At 47.9% G+C, this 19,914-nt stretch carries 16 protein-coding genes; all 16 read right to left on the minus strand.

Features of this window, described 5'->3' with window-relative positions:
* Nucleotides 1-107: 107 nt before the first annotated feature.
* A complete protein-coding gene (locus tag NSS87_RS23900) occupies nt 108-527 on the minus strand; it encodes a cytidine deaminase (protein ID WP_149647613.1) in 420 nt (139 codons plus the stop codon).
* 205 nt (nt 528-732) lie between these two features.
* A complete protein-coding gene (locus NSS87_RS23905; RefSeq protein WP_339243177.1) occupies nt 733-1,128 on the minus strand; it encodes a diacylglycerol kinase family protein in 396 nt (131 codons plus the stop codon).
* A complete protein-coding gene (ybeY, locus tag NSS87_RS23910; RefSeq protein ID WP_339243179.1) occupies nt 1,128-1,625 on the minus strand; it encodes an rRNA maturation RNase YbeY in 498 nt (165 codons plus the stop codon). The genes NSS87_RS23905 and ybeY overlap by 1 nt, the downstream gene beginning before the upstream one ends.
* Nucleotides 1,622-3,877 (minus strand): HDIG domain-containing metalloprotein, encoded by a 2,256-nt coding sequence (locus NSS87_RS23915; RefSeq protein ID WP_339243181.1) that lies wholly within the window; start codon nt 3,875-3,877, stop codon nt 1,622-1,624. The genes ybeY and NSS87_RS23915 overlap by 4 nt, the downstream gene beginning before the upstream one ends.
* Before the next feature lie 14 nt (nt 3,878-3,891).
* Nucleotides 3,892-4,863, minus strand: coding sequence for a PhoH family protein (locus tag NSS87_RS23920; RefSeq protein ID WP_042190944.1), 972 nt, complete (start codon nt 4,861-4,863; stop codon nt 3,892-3,894).
* Between the two features lie 15 nt (nt 4,864-4,878).
* A complete protein-coding gene (gene yqfD / locus NSS87_RS23925) occupies nt 4,879-6,060 on the minus strand; it encodes a sporulation protein YqfD (protein ID WP_042190946.1) in 1,182 nt (393 codons plus the stop codon).
* Nucleotides 6,057-6,350, minus strand: coding sequence for a sporulation protein YqfC (yqfC, locus tag NSS87_RS23930; RefSeq protein WP_060621997.1), 294 nt, complete (start codon nt 6,348-6,350; stop codon nt 6,057-6,059). Before yqfC ends, yqfD begins: the two co-directional genes overlap by 4 nt.
* Nucleotides 6,351-6,520: 170 nt before the next feature.
* Nucleotides 6,521-7,072: a hypothetical protein gene (locus NSS87_RS23935; protein WP_339243185.1), complete on the minus strand. Its 552-nt coding sequence runs from the start codon at nt 7,070-7,072 to the stop codon at nt 6,521-6,523.
* Nucleotides 7,073-7,090: 18 nt separating this feature from the next.
* Nucleotides 7,091-8,092: a flotillin-like protein FloA gene (gene floA / locus NSS87_RS23940; protein ID WP_042190951.1), complete on the minus strand. Its 1,002-nt coding sequence runs from the start codon at nt 8,090-8,092 to the stop codon at nt 7,091-7,093.
* A gap of 63 nt (nt 8,093-8,155) precedes the next feature.
* Nucleotides 8,156-9,541, minus strand: coding sequence for an NfeD family protein (locus NSS87_RS23945; RefSeq protein ID WP_262495769.1), 1,386 nt, complete (start codon nt 9,539-9,541; stop codon nt 8,156-8,158).
* A gap of 118 nt (nt 9,542-9,659) precedes the next feature.
* Entirely contained in the window at nt 9,660-10,103 is a 444-nt protein-coding gene (locus NSS87_RS23950) for a GatB/YqeY domain-containing protein (RefSeq protein ID WP_042190953.1), read from the minus strand.
* A gap of 15 nt (nt 10,104-10,118) precedes the next feature.
* On the minus strand, nt 10,119-10,292 hold the full coding sequence (gene rpsU, locus NSS87_RS23955) for a 30S ribosomal protein S21 (RefSeq protein ID WP_036657994.1): 174 nt from the start codon (nt 10,290-10,292) through the stop codon (nt 10,119-10,121).
* A 139-nt stretch (nt 10,293-10,431) separates the two neighbouring features.
* Nucleotides 10,432-10,791 carry a histidine triad nucleotide-binding protein gene (locus NSS87_RS23960; RefSeq protein ID WP_042130338.1) on the minus strand — a complete coding sequence of 120 codons (360 nt, stop codon included), beginning with the start codon at nt 10,789-10,791 and terminating at the stop codon, nt 10,432-10,434.
* Between the two features lie 365 nt (nt 10,792-11,156).
* Nucleotides 11,157-14,570 carry an AAA family ATPase gene (locus NSS87_RS23965; RefSeq protein ID WP_339243191.1) on the minus strand — a complete coding sequence of 1,138 codons (3,414 nt, stop codon included), beginning with the start codon at nt 14,568-14,570 and terminating at the stop codon, nt 11,157-11,159.
* Nucleotide 14,571: 1 nt separating this feature from the next.
* Nucleotides 14,572-15,753 carry an exonuclease SbcCD subunit D gene (locus NSS87_RS23970; protein WP_339243193.1) on the minus strand — a complete coding sequence of 394 codons (1,182 nt, stop codon included), beginning with the start codon at nt 15,751-15,753 and terminating at the stop codon, nt 14,572-14,574.
* A 41-nt stretch (nt 15,754-15,794) separates the two neighbouring features.
* Nucleotides 15,795-19,913 carry a UvrD-helicase domain-containing protein gene (locus NSS87_RS23975; RefSeq protein ID WP_339248657.1) on the minus strand — a complete coding sequence of 1,373 codons (4,119 nt, stop codon included), beginning with the start codon at nt 19,911-19,913 and terminating at the stop codon, nt 15,795-15,797.
* Nucleotide 19,914: the final 1 nt, after the last annotated feature.

Raw genomic sequence — 19,914 nt, forward strand, 5'->3', positions numbered from 1 at the left:
TTGTGCGAAAGAGTAGCATTTAACTGTACATTGTGCAATTAAAGTAGCAACCTTCGTCTAACTATACCTGATTCGCCTTTAAACAGGCATTAAATCAAACCCTCATTTTATTCTGGAGCTTGTCCTTGCTTCAGATCTACGGGACCAAAAGCGCCGGGAAGTAATTCTCCCACCGTGGTCTCAACAATATCGCCCTTCATGTTTCCAAGGATAACCTTCATGTCTGGTGAACACAACTCAATCAGAACTTGGCGGCATACACCACAAGGAGATACGGGGCCATCGGAATCGGCAACAACGGCAATTGCCTTGAAAGAACCGATAGCATGACCGTCGGCAATGGCACGGAATAACGCAGTCCGCTCTGCACAATTGGTTGGGCCAAAAGCAGCATTTTCTACATTACATCCGTGATGAATATGACCATCCTGATCAAGGAGGGCGGCTCCAACTCCGAATCGGGAGTAAGGAATATATGCCTTAGCACGTGCTTTAATCGCTTCTTGCATAAGAAGAGCGGAATCCATATTTGGGTCCTCCTAAAGTTTTGTTAGCATTACTTCACTGATTTGCTTCGTACAAAACTTGCTTCGAAAGCATCCACTTAGTTTTGTTAGCATTACTTCATTGAATTTTCTTCGTACAAAACTCGCATCCTAAACATCCAGTAGCCAAAGAGGCGGAATCGCAAAACGCGGGTCCGCCTCTCCCCTGAATTGAATTGTAACCTGATTATGACATAAGTCCGGTAATCCAGTCCATCACCGGGTGGTAAAAAACATAGACCCCGACTAAGACAGCAAACACCGCCGTAAGAAGCACAGCTCCTGCGGCGGTATCTTTTGCCCTCTTAGCCAGTGGGTGAATCTCCGGCGAGATCAGGTCTACCGTCGCTTCAATTGCTGTATTGAGCAACTCGGCGGTTAAGACAAGCGTGATGGAGAAGAGCAGCAACATCCAACTGACCAGCGGAAGTCTGAACACGGCAGCGGCAACAAGTACAACCACAGCCAAACAGCAATGCACCTTCATGTTAAGCTCGGATTTGAATGCCGACACGATGCCTTGCGATGCAAACCGAAAAGAGTGCCAGAACTTCTTATGTCCTACCGCCGTGTTCTTCACCATTAGCGAGTCAACCCAACCTGAGCTAGTACTTTCTCTTGCTTAGACATCATTTCAGCCTCTGAAGCTTCATCCTGATGATCATATCCTAACAAATGCAGAAACCCGTGCACAAAGAGGAAACCAAGCTCACGCTCCAGCGAATGACCATATTCCTGCGCTTGCTCCTGAGCACGAGTTACGGAAATGATGATATCTCCCAGTACATCCGGAACATCTTCCAGCGCTTCGCCTTCTTCTACTTCGTATATAATGTCCAGCTCGTCCTCTCCGCTTTCATTCATCGCAAAAGAAAGTACATCCGTCGGACGGTCAATTCCCCGGTATTCCAAGTTCAACTCATGAATACGAGTGTTATCGACAAAAGTAAGCGCAACCTCTCCCTGATCGATCCCTTCCGCTTCACCTGCTTTTTGCAAAATGCTCTCCAGCAGTGCTATGAGATCGTCCATTATCTCGTATTCTTCTTGCTCGTTATCCCAAACGATCTCCAAACTCATGGGTTAGCTGCCCCTTCCTCTTTTTTCGGCTTACGCACATCTTCTGGGTATTCGATCCGTGAATGGAAAATCCCCATGACCGTTTCTTTCAGCGTCCGTGCAATAATGTCCAATTCTTTAATCGTTAAATCACATTCGTCAAACTGATGATCATCCAGTCGACTTTTAATAATCTTCTCAATCATCGTTTCCACCTGAAGGACGGTTGGTTTGCGCAAGGATCGCACCGCAGCTTCAACACTGTCGGCAATTCCTACAACAGCCGATTCCTTCGACTGGGCTTTAGGGCCAGGATAACGGAAATCTTCCTCGGTAAAATCAGGCTCTACACCTTTTTCTTCCGCTAGCTTCAGGGCTTTATGGTAAAAATAATGCAGGAACGTCGTCCCATGATGCTGCTCAGCTATATCACGAATCGGTTTGGGCAGCTTATATTCTCGTTGCATTTCCACCCCATCGCGGGCGTGAGCTACAATGATAGATTTACTAAGCTTCGGTTCAATAGAGTCATGTGGGTTTTCCATATTATTCTGATTTTCAATAAAATAAAACGGACGTTTTGTTTTACCAATATCATGATAATACGATCCTACCCGGCACAATAAGCCATCTGCTCCAATCGCTTCTGCGGCCGCTTCTGACAGGTTACCTACCATTACGCTATGGTGGTAGGTTCCTGGTGTTTCCGTAAGAAGCTTGCGCAATAAGGGATGGTTCGGATTAGACAACTCTACCAGCTTCAAGGCAGATAGAATGCCAAAGGTAGCTTCAAAGAAAGGCATCAGACCAATCACAAGCACTGCAGTCAAAAGTCCACTCGCAAAAGCAAAACCAACGGCATACAGCGTGCTTACATCTTTCCATTCACCACCAGCTAAGAGGGTCAGCATAAAGACGGTCACACAGCCAAAAAGGGATACCATAATCCCGCCTTTTAATAATGTGGAACGCTGGCCTGCACGATGAGTGGCAAAAATAGCTACATAACAAACAACAATTGAAAAGAAGCCAAAGGTAAAATCAAACACCGAATTCTGCTGAACATTCAAAATGATACTGGCGAGTATACTGATCAGAATTGAACAGAAATACGCTAATGTCATATCCAGAAGCATCGTGATCAGCATAGCGCCGATAGCTACCGGTGCCAGATACCCGAGATAGGAATGGACATCCGTCTGCAAAATTGCGGTCAATCGCATGGAGATGATCGTAATAACAAACACAAGCACCAGCATTAATAACTGGGAATTATTATACTTGAAGCCCGCAGTTCCGCCAGAGTAACGGATAAACACCATCAGACCTGCAGATAGCATGGTAGCAAGTAATAACAATCCAACTTGAGGCCAATAGTTGACCTCATTGCTTAGCAAGCCATTCTCATCCAAAAGGGCGTACAGCTCAGGGGTGATTTTTTGCCCTTTAGCGACAAGAACGTCCCCTTGCTCAATAAACACATCAGGTGTGTTCTCACGAGCCTGTACCTTCGCTTCCTTCGTTGCATCTTCGTCATAGAACTTATTGCTTGTAATAACGAGCCGGACTAACTCTTGCACAACCTCACGCGCCGTACGCTGACTCAGAGAGCTGATACTGACCTGCTCCGCCACTTTGGCGCGCGCAGTCTGGGCGTCCGTGATTTGATCGTTCATCAGCCTAGTCACAATATCACGAGCGACAGGCTTCATTTCGATAATGTCCTGAGAGGTCAGTCGCGGAATCTTAATGTAAGTTTCATCTGGAATGACATAGGTCTGCTCTTTTATGACAGATTGCATTTCTTCCAAAAGATGATCGGAATAAGTGCCTCCGCCCCGATTTGAGGCTATGAAATTCAAAATAAAATCACTGGCTCTCTGCGGGATTTCATCACGATAAATTTCAGTTTTATCACTTTGCGAAATCAGGTCATCCTGATTCAGGCGATCAATCCGGTCCAGCAGTGATGTCACAAGATTATCGGCCCGCATCGGGATAATTTTATACTTAGGAGATACACCTTCGGCTGCTTCTTCCGCTGCCTTTAGTGTTGCCTTCTTGTCCAAAATTTGCTTAGGCGCTGTTATCTCCTTCGCGCTGAGCGTATTCTCTTTAATATCGTACCGCTTAGGCAGTAGATCGGGCGACAGACTGAAGTAGAACACAAGTCCGAGTAACAGGAAAAGAGCATAGCGTGTCGCCGCGCTATACTTCCATCCGTTGTTCGTATATACAAATCCGCTTAATTTAGATGGTTGCTTTGAAGCCATGAAGACAATCCCCTTTATTGGAGGTTTTCGGCAGAGCGGTCATAGGCAACGATAATTTTCTGCACCAGGGAATGCCGTACTACATCCTGCTCCGCAAAATAAACAAAACCGAGTTCTTCTATGCCGGATAAAATCGCTTTAGCCTCAATCAAACCGGATTTCTTGCCGCGAGGCAGGTCAATCTGGGTAACGTCACCCGTAATCACCATTTTGGACCCGAAGCCGAGTCGAGTCAAAAACATTTTCATTTGCTCAGGCGTTGTATTCTGGGCTTCATCCAAAATAATAAATGAATCATCCAGCGTACGACCACGCATATAAGCGAGCGGAGCAATTTCAATCAACCCCCGTTCAAGTGCCTTAGCCACCTGATCGGGCCCCATAACGTCGTATAAGGCATCATATAACGGACGGAGGTATGGATCTACCTTTTCTTGCAAATCCCCTGGGAGGAACCCTAGACTCTCTCCTGCTTCTACTGCTGGGCGCGTAAGAATGATACGCTTAACAGAACCTTCTTTAAGTGCCGTAACTGCAAGCACTACCGCCAAGTAGGTCTTACCCGTTCCTGCAGGACCGATTCCGAATACAATATCACGCTTCTTGATCGTTGTCACATAATGCTTCTGGCCAATCGTTTTGACACGGATAGGCTTTCCACGAAAAGTTGTTGTAATTTCTCCCTTGAACAAATCGAGCAATTGATCGACTCGAAAGTCTTTCGCCAGCTCCACAGCGTACTGCACATCACGTTCAGTAAGTATGTAACCGCTCCGAATGAGGGACAGCAACACATTAAACAATTGTCCCAGCATGTCTACTTCCCGCTCCGCACCACGTATCGTTAACTCTGCTTCACGGGAATCAATAATAGCAGGAATTTCACTCTCGATGATTTTTAGGAATCCATCTTGCGGGCCGAACAGCGATTGCGCTTCTCCCGCATTTTGCAAAGTAATACGAATGCTTGCAGTCTGTTCTGACAAGTAGCCTCATTCTCCTCAATTGTTTACTATTGGCAGTTCTTCGGAAATTTTTTCTTCTACTTCAAAGATCACTTTCATATAAACTTTACCATTCTCTTTCTTCTCATGCAAAACTTTTTGACTTTTGATGACGCTATCAACGCCATAACGTGCCAAAATATCATTCTTCGCTCGCTCTATTCCCTTTTCAAATCCAGCCTCTGGAGTTAATGTCTCACTTGTTTCACTAATCTCCATTTCTTTCTCAGTCATTAGGCCCAGCGGCAGCTTAATGGACCGCCAGGACAGCGGATCATGCTCAGTAAGTGTTCGTGATTTCTCAAAAGGAGAATCGCCATAACCCCATAGCTGGATAGCCCATTTACCAAGCACCAGATAGGTTCGGTCCTTACGCTCCCCTGTATATGAGCTATTTGTTGTTGTAAGAGGCACCTCTATATTGTATTCATGCCACACTAGACCCTTAACCTCACCTTTAGCCACCACGTACTGTACATTCTCTTCGTCGCCTAAAGCACCCGAGATCAGGATATCCCCTTTTTTAACCCGTGAGTTACGCGCTACAACCGGTCTGCCCTGCTCCGCATATATTTCAGTTACCACCGCATCTGTTCTGCTAATCAAATGCCTCTGACTAAGCAGAGGTTTGATATCCGGCTGTTTAGATTCTACCACCTGAATTTTAATGCTCGTCCCCGTCCGCTGCACCCCTATCCATGAAACGCCGGGTAATTGGGCCAGGAGCCCCTTAGAGAGCTTGTCCGGCTCATCCAGACGCCATATCCATTGAAAAGGATACACCCCCTCCTGGCGAGCAGCTGCCAATATATCCTCGGAGGCAATTTTTTCATTCCCCTCGACTCTAATGCTCCATACCATCGTAGATAACATAAAGAGCATAATCCCGAATATCAATATTCCCATGCCAAAAAATTTACGTTTCCAAAGCCGCGCCATCAAAAAAGGCAGTCCGCTTCTTCCTGTAACATGCATCCGACAGCCTGTCTTCTTTAAAATCGGACGGAGGACATAAAAATCATTCAGAAGCAGCTTAAGGGAAGCGCCGCCCTCAGCGGGCCTCACATCCCAAATCACTATACCTGCTTCAGAAATGACATTAATGAATCTCTCCACCTGAGGCCCCGTCACATGCAGTGTAACGAATCCCCGCAGTGATGAAAGAGGTGGTTCCTTCATGATTTCCCCTCGCTTTCTTTATATCTGATCTCTCCGATAATGCCTTCTACTGCCAGCTCCTGACCAAGAATATTGCGAATGACAAGATCCTCGCCTGTGATTTCAAGCGATCCTTTAGCTAACGCGAGCTTAAGCTGGCCCGAGGAAAAATGCAGCACGCCGCGATGATTCTCGATATACAGTTCCTTATTGCCGATCAGGGTGATCCGGGGCATTTCCTGTAGTAAGTCCTGTGGTAAATCCAACACCCCGTTTGTCCATCCCCGCAGCCTGCGGCCAATACGGGTCATAAGTAGACGCTCCCCCTTCCTGCCTTCTGTACACCTTATGCGGCAACGCTTTTGTTTATGAGAAGAACTCATAAAGGAGCACCTTTCAGGTATAAAAAACATAAAAAAAGCCTCAGCTTTCCTATCGTTAAGATAAGAAAGCTAAGGCTTAATTGTTACTTGACCGAAAATTACGATCTTCGGGAGGAATGCGGCTGGCGAGCACGCGGAGGTCCTAGAATCTCCGCCCAAACCACACCATTACGCAGCTCATCCCTATTCCCTGTTCTATTTGACTGAACATCTGTATCAGGGAATGAACTCTTCGTCTTCTTCGACCTGGGATCTGCTCCCGCTATTCCATCAAAAGCAGATTGAAGACGCCGGACCTCTTCCTGCATTCTTTGTGTGCGTAACTCAACTCCGTCATCAGCATGCTCCAAAGACATACCTTCTCCAGTAGAATAATCTGGTGTCGGGATGTACGCAGGCTCTGGAAAGGCAGGTGATGCGTCATACTCACGGGAGGATGTAGTAACAGGAGCAGGAAACCCGCTAACAGACTGTTCTGGCTGATCTCTGTTCCCGTCTACATCCTTATTACGGTGGAGAGGATTCCCGTCTCCTCCACCAAAGGTCGGCATCCCTCCGCGTGTAGTACCTTTGGGTTTGTTCTTCGTAGCTTTGTTCACATTGGATACAATCGCGAAGATAATAACCGCAACAATATAGATCCAGCTCATGGAGATTCACATCCCCTTTTATTTATTATTGTTAGGACGGTTATTGTCGTCCTGATCATTCATTTTGCCGAGGGAACCGCGCATTTGGGTATCCGCCTCGATATTTTTGATGTTCATGTAGTCCATCACACCGATTTGACCATTTCTGAGTGCCTCAGCCATCGCCATAGGCACCTGAGATTCAGCTTCCACAACAAGCGCCTTCATCTCAACTACACGCGCTTTCATCTCTTGCTCATGAGCGACAGCCATTGCTCTGCGTTCTTCTGCCTTAGCTTGTGCAATACGTTTATCCGCTTCTGCTTGTTCGGTTTGAAGATACGCACCGATGTTCTTGCCTACATCGATATCCGCAATATCAATAGAAAGGATCTCAAAAGCAGTACCTGAATCCAGACCTTTCGACAATACCGTCCGAGAAATCAAATCCGGGTTTTCCAAGACATCTTTATGTGAATCACTTGAACCTACTGTCGTTACAATCCCTTCACCAACACGGGCAATGATTGTTTCTTCACCCGCACCACCCACGAGACGGTCGATATTAGCACGTACAGTTACACGTGCTTTTACCTTGACTTCAATCCCGTTTTTAGCGACAGCCGCAACAACTGGTGTTTCAATTACACGAGGGTTAACGCTCATTTGTACCGCCTGAAGCACATCGCGTCCTGCAAGATCAATAGCCGCTGCGCGTGTAAATTCCAAAGGAATATCTGCACGTTGTGCTGCAATAAGCGCATTAACCACCCGGTCTACGTTACCACCTGCGAGATAGTGGCTCTCCAGTTGATTAATATTCAGTCCAAGACCTGCCTTAGTCGCTTTAATCATTGGATTAACGATTCGACTTGGCGTTACACGACGCAGTCTCATCGCTACTAGGGTAATAATACTAATCCTAACCCCTGACGCCAATGCAGAAATCCAGAGCATGACCGGGAAGAAGCTTAAAAAGACACTCAACAAAATGACTACGACTACCGCAATCAACAAAAAAGTAATTAAAGATGCTTCCATAACTTTACAACCTCCAGTAAATTATTGTGGAGCTACTATTCGCCATACCCTTTATCTTTTACCTTATTCCTTAATTTCCTTCACTACAATCCGTCCGCCCTCAACTTTTACAACAGAGACCGGTGCATTAACGCTAATAAAGCTGCCTTCAGTAACGACATCTACTCGCTCGCCGCCAATCATAGCCGTTCCGGATGGACGAAGTGGAGTAATACTGTTTCCTATAGCTCCAACTAAGCTTAACTTTTCTTCAACAGGTACAAATCCCTGATCTTTAGAGAGCGTATCCTTTAAAATAAACCTATTCCAAATTCCACGTTCTTTAAATGCGACAGCCACAATCACAATGACTACTGTTGCAGCCGCGAATGCGATACCGAGACTAAACAATGCATGTGTGAAGCTGTATGCTGCGCGTACGACACCTGCCACAAGGCTCACGGAACCAAGTATCCCCAATATCCCAAAGCTCGGCACGAATAGCTCCAGCACAAGCATGACAAGTCCGATTATGAACAAAAGCCAAGTCTCTGATCCGGCAAACCCTGCTACAGAATTTCCGAAAAAATATAAAACAAAGGCTAATGTCCCAATAATCCCAGGTGCACCGAAGCCCGGAACGATCAACTCAATCACAATGCCTGTGATCCCGATGAATAGCAAAATCGTCATAATAATCGGATTCGTCAGAAATTGCGACATTTTCTCGGCACCCGTATGCTCCACACGAAAAATGTCATCTGTAGTATAACCTAACCAAGTAATCGCCTCTTCTGGAGTGGTTGTAATTTGATCAGCATAACCAGCTTTTAAAGCTTCGTCACTAGACAAGGCAATAATTTCACCCTGCGCTTTAGATACGCCAAGATCTGGCTTATCCACAACCAAATTACTATCGACCATTCCCGCAGCAATATCAGGATCACGCTCATTTAGAGCAGCGGCTCCAATCATTTTTGATTTCCAGTAGGAGACCATCTTCGCGTCATCTACTTTCTGGCCGCTACTATCTACTAGAGATGCAGAACCGATCATGCTGCCCGGCTTCATGATGATTGCACCTGCGTTAAGTGCTATGTAACTGCCTGCGGAAGCGGCATCACCTTTAATAAAAGCAGCCGTAGGTATGTCACTATCTCTTACCATCGTCCCAATCTGTTCTGCTGAACTCACCAGTCCACCCGGTGTATCCACCTCCAGTACAATTAGAACCGCTCCATAATTAGCAGCTTCGGCAAAGCCTCTTTCCAAAAAGCTTTGCAGACCTCTTTCAATTTTCTGATCGACCGGAATAATAAACACAGGGCCTTTCTTCATCTCACCATTCGCAGCCTTTGGTGCTTTTGGTACCGTTACATCAGCGCTGACATTCGGGATAAACGGCGTTAAGAGCAATAGCAGTAAAACAACTGGAATGCTGGCTAACATAATTTTCCGTAATCTTTTCAATGTTTTTACCTCCCTTCTTCAACTTGACCCGGGACACATAAACTTTATTACGTTGTAAGCGTAATTACGTTTCAAAACAAAGAAAAGCACCCCTTTTACAAGGGGTGCTGGCGCTATATTATTGCAGAAATTGCTGAACCGCTTGGTTCACGAGTTTACCATCGGCGCGACCTTTGACCTTAGGCATCAGTGCGCTCATGACCTTACCCATTTCGCTTTTCGAAGAAGCACCGGTTTCCTGGATGGTCTGCTGTACAATTGCTTTAATTTCTTCTTCGGAAAGTTGCTCGGGAAGATACTTAATAATAATCTCGATTTCTGCCTTCGTACTCGCGGCAAGCTCGTCGCGACCCGCTGATTCAAATTCTTGGAGGGCATCTTTGCGCTGTTTGATTTCACGACTAAGGATATCAAGCACTTCGTTGTCGTCCAATGTTCTCTTCAAATCTATTTCAAGATACTTTATTGTAGAACGAACCATTCGAATCGTGGAGAGCGTGAACTTGTCCTTACTCTTCATCGCTTGCTTCATATCTTCGTTCAATCTCTCGCTAAGATTCATGCGTGGGTAATCCTCCTAAAACTTTCTCTTACGAGCAGCCTCAGACTTCAGCTTTTTCTTAACGCTTGGCTTTTCGTAATGTTTGCGTTTCTTCACCTCAGCCAAGACACCATCTTTTGCGATGGAACGTTTAAAGCGACGAAGTGCAGCATCAATTGTCTCGTTTTTGCGAACTTTCGTTTCAGACACAGTTTCCCCTCCCTCCGACCATACCGTCCAAGAGCATAACACGGTTTATCAAATTCCATTATAGGTCAAACGGAAATAGGGTGTCAACCTTCGTGTTATTCTTTTTTTCTGGCAAGTTCTTCAACATTTAATGATTGTACTATGCGTGAGAAGCTGAGTTTCCTGTAAGAGCTCCCAGCTTGGCCCCACCAAGCAAGTGATAATGAAGATGAGGCACAGCTTGTCCACTATCTGGACCACAATTATTGATCAAACGATAACCAGATTCGGCAATCCCAAGGTCGATAGCGATCTGTTGCGCTACACTGTGAATTTCTGCAATTAGCGGAAGATCCTCAGGTGTGACATCATTCATAGAAGCAATGAACTTCTTTGGAATGATCAACACATGCACCGGTGCAGCCGGCTCGATGTCGTAGAATGCAAGAATACGTTCGTTCTCAAATACTTTTTTGGAAGGAATAGTACCCTCAATAATTTTGCTAAACACGGTCTCCATAGAGTGCTTGCCTCCTAAAAATTGGTGAAATTTCACTTCATCATAAGATAATCATACAGGATAATCACCAATTACGAAAGACGCTAGAAGATTCAACATCCACACTCTAAAACTGTATCTATTACAGAATGAAATCCGTTTACAAATGAAGTTGAGCTATATATATACCCGTAGGGCCTAAAAAGGCAAAAAAAGAGAAACACCCTTCACAGCTTATAAAGCTGATTCGGCGGCGGACGTATGAAAAGGAGTACATTCCCGGTCATACGTCCGCCGAGGTGTTTCTAAAGTAATGTCGGCTTAGCTGTATTATAACAGCGCGTTGATGCTGTATCTGTGATATCGATCACACAGTTTAAAATGCTTCACATTTTTTCCAAAAGGATACGCGATCCCCCTCCACCTTGTTCAGCAGGAACTACCACCAGCTTGCGCGGCAACCTTGCACGAAGCTCTGGAACGTGGCTGATAATACCGACAGACAGCTGGTCATTATGCAACCTTTCAAGTGAAGTAATCACTGTATCCAGCAGCTCTGGGTCGAGAGTACCAAACCCTTCATCTAGGAAGAAAAATTGCAACGGATATTGCCCACGCAGCTGGATCTGAGCTGAAAGAGCAAGTGCCAGCGAAAGGGATGTTAGGAAGGTCTCTCCACCAGACAGGGTTGAGACAGGTCTTCTCACCCCGCCGTTCCCGTCATCACGGATCACAAAGCCGCCACCCGAATCAACCTCCAATGCATAACGCTGCTTACTCAGGAATCGAAGCCGCTGGGAAGCGGACTGACACACCTGCATCAATTGTTCCTCAGCAATGTACTCAACAAAGGCGTTCCCACGTAAGACCGTCTGTAGTTTGGAGAGTTGATCTTGCATAGATGCGTGCTCAATCCGCTTAGCTTCAAGCTCCATCCAGCGAATATGTCGATGCCGCAGGTCCTCCAGATCACGCTCTGCACGTGCTCTTGCCTGAAGAGATACTTCATCCTCAGCCTTGCTTTCTCTTAAGATCCCCTGACTTTCTTGCCATTCTTCTTCACTTAAGCTGGCTCCGTCAAGCTTCTCTTCAATATTACGCAGTTGCAACGAGACCTCAGCTTCTTCGGCACGATGAGCACGTACTCGGGAATAAGCCATTTCCCTTGTTTCGGATGTGAGCGCTGCTCCTTCAACCTCAGTGGCTGAACTAAACGGTGAAGAAGCCAAGCTTTGTTCCCAATGACTGGTAGCTGCTACGTAATGTTCACGCGCAGATTCCGCAGCCTGGCGAGTAATCGCTGCTTCCTTAACCTCATGCTGAGCCTTCTCCGCCGCTGCGAGATGTGACTGCTTGCTTGTCTCCAGATCAGTTAACAATTCCTGCAGACGTCCTTCACATTCCGCTAGAAGAGGAGCAGCAGCACGACCATTCGTCCACTCCAGTAGACGCTGTTCTTTTTCACGCTGCAATTCTTCCTTGCCTTCGATCTGTGTGATCCACTGAGCCAGCTCTTTATCCACCCCCGTTATGGTCTCTTGAAGGTTCTGCACTGAAGCACTTTTCTCCTCCAGAAACTTGACACTGATATCAAGTCGAGATCTAATTTCTTCAGCTTGTGCATCCTTAGCTAACAGATCACGGTAAGCTTGTTCCACTTCTCCAGGTGCCATATCCGGGAACTGCTGTGTCCAGTTCTGCCGTAGAGCCGTTAGCTGGGCGCTGAGTTCCTCAGCTTTGGCAGCAATTCCTTCTACCCAGCTCCGTTCACCTGCGACAGCTGCCGCTTCTTTGAGGCACAGCTGCTGGACCTCCTGCATCGATTGCTGCCACTGTACCGCAGTTCGGCGTACTTCACCTGACTGTCCTTTTAATCCCAAATGTGCAGCTTCAAGTTCTGCCAAGGCTTTTTCATCTGGAATGATTAAATCGGTGGAAGTAACTGCACTACTTACTTCTGAACCTGCAGCTGCAGGGTGATTTGCCGCTTCGATGACTTCATTTCCAAATACCTGCTCCAGCCATACTTGATCCTGTTCGCGAAGACCACGGAACAGATGACGAGCTTCCAAAGCCCGTCTAGACAATGTTCGAACTTGCTGAAGCTTCATTTCCAGTTCTTGTTGCTCTAAGCTATCCTGCAATAATGCAGGTGCAGGATGATGCTCGCTGCCGCATACAGGGCAGGGTTGTCCTTCTTCCAGCTCCTTAGCTAGTGCTAACGACAATCTGTGAAGCTCTTGATCCTTCATAGCCTCTTCCAAAGAGCTGACATGTTGCTCCAGACGCTCCGCTGTGGTACGCGCAGCTTCTTCTGTCGCCAGCAGCTTCTCTTGATGCAGCGCCGCCTCGCGGATCAGTTGCCCGCGAGCAGCTTCCTGCAGCTCGCGACGGCCCTCGTCCTCCGCGAGTCTCGCCTGCGCAGCCGCGAGTGCAGCGTCACGCTCGCGGCGCTCCTTCTCCGCCTTATCCCACTGGGATTCGGCGGAGTGTAGCCCTTGCAGTCTCTGCATCGCTTCTTGCAGAGACTGCCGCTCCTGGGAGCGGACACCGAGCGGCTGCAAGCTCTGCTGCAGCTCTTGCTGGCGCTTTTGGCCCTTGGCCAAAAGCTCACGCTCCCGGGCCATGCCCTCCCGCAGCTCCGCTAGCTTGCGGGAGGCCTCTTCGCGGCGCTCGCCCAGAGCCGCGAGTTCGCGCCGTAGGCCGCCGAGCTCGGACTCGAGCTCGAGCGCGCGGCGGTAGGTGCCAACCCCCTCCCGGAGGGCCGGCTCTTCCGCCGCAAGTGCGGCCTGCGCAGCAGCCGCGACGGCAGCGGCACGCGCCGCCTCCTGCTCGGCGGCGGCGGCCATCACCTCTTGGCCCTCCGCGCGGGCCAATCGGCTCTTAAAGGCTTCTTCCGCGCTGCGCCATGCTTTCAGCGCGGGAAGCCTTGCCTCGGCCTCGTCAGCTTGGCCGAGCTTCTGTTCAAGGAGGAGAATCTCCTCCTCCTTGGCGAGCAGCCCCTGCCGCTGTAACTCGCGGCGGGTCCGTTCCTCTTGGAGCTCGCGTATACGCGCGAAACGCTCCGAGACCTGCAGCGCCGCCTCCAGCTTTCGGCGGCATTCCGCAGCATAAAGGGTGGCCTGCTCGAGGCGCTCCGCCGCTGCCTCTACATCACCTTTGCCTGCACTGCCAAGACCCTGCTGCTCCGCTTCCAGCGCGCGGAGCGCAGCCTCATTCTCCTTCACCCGGCGACTAAGCTTAATTGCCAGCTGATCGCCATACTGTTCCAGATGGAACAGGCGTTGCAGCATTTGCCGGCGATCTACGCCACGAAGCGATAGGAATTCGGCAAATTTCCCCTGCGGCAATACAACCGCTCGCGTGAAGTCATCCATTTTTAGACCGATATGCTCTTCCACGCAACGCGTAACATCTGCGAGCTTATCCGCCATAACATTATCACCGTCAGGTGTGATTTCAATGAAACGGCTAATCGTATTGCTGACAGTTTGTTCACCAGTCCGCTTGAACTTCCTTTCAACACGATAACGACGTGCCCCTGCAGAAGAAGTGAGCTCAAAGGTAAAAGCTACACTGAGTGAATCTTCAGAGTGATTCATAATCCCCTGTGTTCCGTTAACGGCACGTTCCACTTTCCCGTACATTGCCAAAGTAATAGCATCCAGCAAGCTAGACTTGCCGCTGCCCGTAGGTCCAAAAATCCCAAACAGACCCGTCTCACACAGACTTTCAAAATCTATTTCTTGCATTTCTCTATAACTCTGTAAACCTGCTACTTTTAATAGAATAGGCTTCACCTTAGTTCTCCTCTCCTTCCTCCGGCTGACGCCGTTCTTCTTCGGTTAGCTGTAAGAACAGCTCTATTAGCTTATCTTCCGGTTCCGCTCCACCTGTCTGACGCTGATAGAATTTACGGAACAATTCTTGCACCGGCATTCGTGAACGGGCAGTTTGTTCGAGCTCCATCTCCATTTGCGGGTAGATGGGACGAATATGAATGATCCCCTCGCGTGATTTGCGCAGGCGCTGAATATCATTCATCGACATGGCTTCACTAAGCCGAATCTCCAAATCTATAAAAGCAGAAGCATCTCTACCTTCATCCAGCCAGTTATATACCTCCTGCAATCCACCTGTGGAGCTCCATCTTACAAGCGGACGCCCACAGCGAAGATAGATTTCTTCAAAGGTTGGCTCACCACCCGGCGCAACATCAATCAGCGTCACCGATTTAGCCTGTCCTGCTTCAGAAAAACTGTATGCCAGCGGAGATCCGCTGTAACGGATCATTCCTTCCCCTTTGACACGTTGTGCGCGATGAAGATGACCTAGTGCAGTATATTGCGCTCCACAAGCCAAAGCAGAAGGATCAACGGTATACGCTCCGCCCACTTGAATTGGACGTTCCGAATCACTTTCCACACCACCAAGCACATAAATATGGCTCATCGCCAAATTTACAGTCTGCGGCGTGAATTCCCGTCCCAACAGCTGCATGAGCTTGCCAACCCGTGCACTATAAGCCAGTCGAAGCTCCTCTTCTCCGCTATCTCCTGCAAGCAGTTCACCGAGACGCGCCTCGGAGGGATAAGGAAGAGCTGCGATTTTGGCGATCTCACCCGTGCGTACAGCATGAACAGTCACTGGCACTGAGGTAGGAAGCCCCACTAATGTAATCCCCTGCCTTAATACAAGCGGTGAGACTGAAGATACGCGCTCCGGTTGATCATGATTTCCGGCGATTACAACAAGGGGCCTGCCCCCTGAAGTCAGCCTTGCAGCAGCCTCATAGAATAGTTGTTCTGAAGCCGCTGGTGGATTAACGGAATCATACACATCTCCCGCCATCATTATCAAATCCACTTTATGAAAATCGGCGATCTCCACCAGTTCATCTATGAACTGCTCTTGCTCCTTCTGCCGGCTTCTTCCTTCCAGCGTTCGGCCGAGGTGCCAATCTCCCGTATGCAATATCCGCATCTTCGTCCTCTTTCTCCGCTCCTATGCGGTAATGAATAGATTTATAATTTCACAGCATGTCCGCCGTCAAAAAAGTACAGCCAAATCTCGCTGATCGGTTCTCCCAAAATATCATGTAATGCCTTGCTGTATAACTCTAGCTGAAAACGATATTTTTCCTTAAGCGCTTCTAACCCACCCTGATGTTCTAAAACAGAGTCCGTCTTATAGTCTAACAGAATAATCCGGTCCTCTTCGCGGAACAGGCAGTCAATGACCCCTTGGATCAGCACTCCTTCACTAAAGCCTTCATTATTATTTCCATGGCTTAGCTCTGTGACGGCTTTATTCATATAATCGAGCCCTCCATAAGCCTCACCTGCGGGAAGCATATAACTGAACGGCATTTCTCTAAGCTTCCAAGAAGAATCTATTAATCTACGACCAAGCTCATTCGTATAAAAAGTCTCTATCTGATCGGGGGATACCGCCTCCACCTGCTCAGCAGTTAGAATAGCTAATCTCTGCAAACGGGCTAATGTTTCTTCCACAACTTTAGGATCAACAGAACCCTCCAGCGGAATATGCTGCATAACCGTATGGTAGGCTGTCCCACGCTCCGCTGGGGTTAGACTGCGCTTTTCCATAAATTTCGGACGCCGCAAATGCAGACTGTCTGCTCCTGCCACATCTGTACGTTTATTGTTTTCTGTTGAGGTGACAGGATAGCCACCTTCCTCTAGAAGATCATAAGAAGGCTGGTCCTGCATCGACAACAAAGATTTCAACTCTGTAACAGAGGTTTTGGCCGGAATACCAGAGGCAGCCGCAAACGGATAGGGCCATTCTAGTCTTCTAGCAATTTCATCGCTATTCACTGATCCATAGACACTTACAGATTCACCTTTTTGCAGCGCCTTGAGTATAGATTGACGTTCTTCTGCTTTGTCCTCTGAGTTATCCGAAGGAAGAAACGCCCCGGAATTCAGTTCGGAAGCATTCTGCACACTGATGCTCCAGTTCGAGACATCGTTGTGCAGCACTGTCGAGACTGTGCCTTCAGAGCCGCCTAGCTTCCGAAGAATAGCCGCCGCCGGATGCCGGATCAATGCCGGTCCAACCCAGTCCAAATAGCTGCGACCCCGGGCTAGTAAATGATCAGCAAGCAGTAGCTCATCCCGATTCTGCACACTGCTCCAGCTAGCAATTTTCCGTGGTAAATCTCTTACGGTACCGACTAGAATCATCTTATCTCTCGGACGAGTTAAAGCTACATATAATACCCGCATTTCCTCAGCCAATAATTCAAGTCGTGTACGACGATTAATAGCCAAATAAGGAAGCGTTGGGTAGCTGACCCGTGTTTCCCGCTCCACAAAACGTGGCCCGAAGCCAAGCTCTTTGTGCATCAGGAAAGGAGAATGCAAATCCTGTCGATTAAACTGCTTCGCCATACCCGCTATAAAAACAACAGGAAACTCTAAGCCTTTGGATTTATGGATGGTCATAATTCTGACCCCATTGCCCTCTTCGCCGCCAACACCAGCTACACCAAGATCTCCGCCATTCTCACGAAGCCGTGAAATGAACACCAGAAAACGGAACAACCCACGCGCCGCAGTATCATTCTCAAATTGAACAGCCCGATCATACAAAGCTTTAAGATTGTTCTGTCGCTGTGAGCCTCCAGGCAAGCCTCCAACCCATTCCAGATAGCCGCTCTCACCATAAATACGCCAGATCAGCTCACTGAGACTGCCTTGTCTAGCCGCATCTCTCCAGCTTTCAAGCCGTTCTAGAAAACTCTTAAGCTTATGCTTCAGCTTTTGGCTGATTTGCGGTAAAGCTCCACTTCCAGATTCCACCTCATTAATGATTTCATCATTATTATCTGAGGTAACTTTCTCTTCCGCTGCACTTGCTGTTTCTATCACATGAGCCGAGAAAAGATCGTATTCTTCCTCAGCTTCATTTGCATCTTGCATGTTCGCTGCCATTTGTACAGCACGATAGAAAGAACCATGGCTGTACATCCGAACTTTAGCCAGTTCCTCTTCAGTTAAACCAACAACAGGTGAACGAAGCACACCAGCGAGTGGAATATCCTGCTGAGGATTATCGACTATTTTTAAGAGTGAGAGTGCAATTTCTACTTCTGTAGCTTCAAAATAGCCTTTATTCAGATCTCCGTAAGCAGGGATTCCCTCCATCCGAAGCTCTTCAATAATTAAAGGGGTCCATATTCTCGCCGAACGAAGCAAAATCACGATATCACCATAAATCACTGGGCGCATAATCTTAAGCCCTTTATCATAAATCAGCAGCGGAGATCCGCCATTCAGGCCAGTCATCTGTGAAATGCGGCGAGCAATCGCCCGTGCTTCCAGTTGCGCAGTCTCACTTTCAATAGCTTCGCTTTCCTGAAGTGGAGTCTCACCGTCCTCAGTCTCTTCTACTTTACCTGCTGCCGCTCCGCGATCGATCAATAATAGCTCTGGTGCAAAAAAAGTATCTGGCCCCTTCTCTGCTGCACCCGGGAAATTCGCTCCATACACAAGCTCAGCACGTTCGTCATAATTAATCTCCGCCACTGTCTCGTTCATAATCTGCCGAAAAATCATATTTACGGCATTTACAACCTCCATACGACTACGGAAATTACGGGCTAGATCGATAACCGAACCGCCGGACGATTCATTAGGCTTCTCAGATAACTCGCTTAACTCGGATTCGCCAACTGTATTACTGCCACCTCCGGCATTCTTAGAGCCAAAGCTACGGTATTTATCCAGGAACAGCCCCGGCTCTGCCAGACGGAACCGATAAATACTTTGCTTCATATCTCCGACCATAAATCGGTTACCAGGTGTTTCGCGGGAGATAAGCCGCACAATCTCTTCTTGCACACTATTCGTATCCTGATATTCATCTAACAGAACCTCATCGAATTGGGCACGGTACTCCATCGCTGCATCAGAAGGCAGGGAATGGCCTGGTAGAGAATCTGGATGGCGCAAAATTTGCAGACAATAATGCTCCAAATCACTAAAGTCGACGAGACCCCGTCCTGCTTTTTCGATTCGATAACGTTCACCGAACGCTATCACCGTCTCAGCAAGCTCTGCCATAAGAGGAGCCGCCTCGTTCAGTTCTCTCAAAAAAACTTCTGCAGGACGGCCAAACAATGCCTTCTGAAGATCTAAAATACTCTTCTTCACACTATCGCGCAGTTCTTTAACCATTTCCTGCAGTCCAGGATCTGTCGAATCCTTCTTACAAGCTTTCAATTTTCCAAAGTATACTTCCATGAAAATATCATATAATTCTGCCCATGGCCGTTCATTCACAGCCTCCTGCAATGCATTTACCATCTCAAGGTCAGTCGTCAAATTCTCGGCATAAGGCGCCGGGCCACCCGGCTGTAGCGCGATCTCCCGGCCTTGGATAAGCTGACTGGCTGCACCCGCAAGGGTCAGCTTCGCTTCTTCAAGAATACTTAGCACCCAAGGAGTTCGACCTAAGCTATCTGTGTCTGGTAATGAGAAATCAGCTGCGGTATCACGAAGCCACTGCTCTGGCCAAGGATGGCTGCGGGCATAATCATGCAGTCGCTGTATTAGCGCATGTACCGCATCATCGCTGCGTTCACCACTGAACCAGTCAGCAAGCTGTACAAATACACTATCCGCGCCATCTTCACCTACTTCACCGTATTTTTCCTCCAGCAGCTCTTGAAGCAGCTCCTGCCGCATCATCTCTGCTTCATGTTCGTTCAGGATACGGAAACCAGGATCTATAGGAATAATCTGATAATAACGCCGGATCACTTCCAGACAGAAGGAGTGTAGTGTTGTAATCGAGGCTTTCCCGAGCAACGACAGCTGACGGCGTAAATGGTCATTCTCTCCATTCTCCTCAAGCTCCCGATCTAGTGCTTCCCTAATCCGCTGGCGCATCTCGGCAGCAGCAGCTTTGGTAAACGTAGCTACAAGCAATCTATCTACGCTAAAGCCATTCTCTTCCTTGCTGATTTTGCGAATAATCCGTTCTACAAGTACCGCTGTCTTACCGGAACCTGCCGCCGCGGCAACGAGGATATCATCACCGCTCTCAGCGATGGCGCGCCACTGGTCATCACTCCATATGCTTCCTTCCGGTTTCGCTTCTATTTCAGACTTCATA

Source organism: Paenibacillus sp. FSL F4-0243, assembly GCF_037963295.1.
Taxonomy (GTDB): Bacteria; Bacillota; Bacilli; order Paenibacillales; family Paenibacillaceae; genus Paenibacillus_AQ.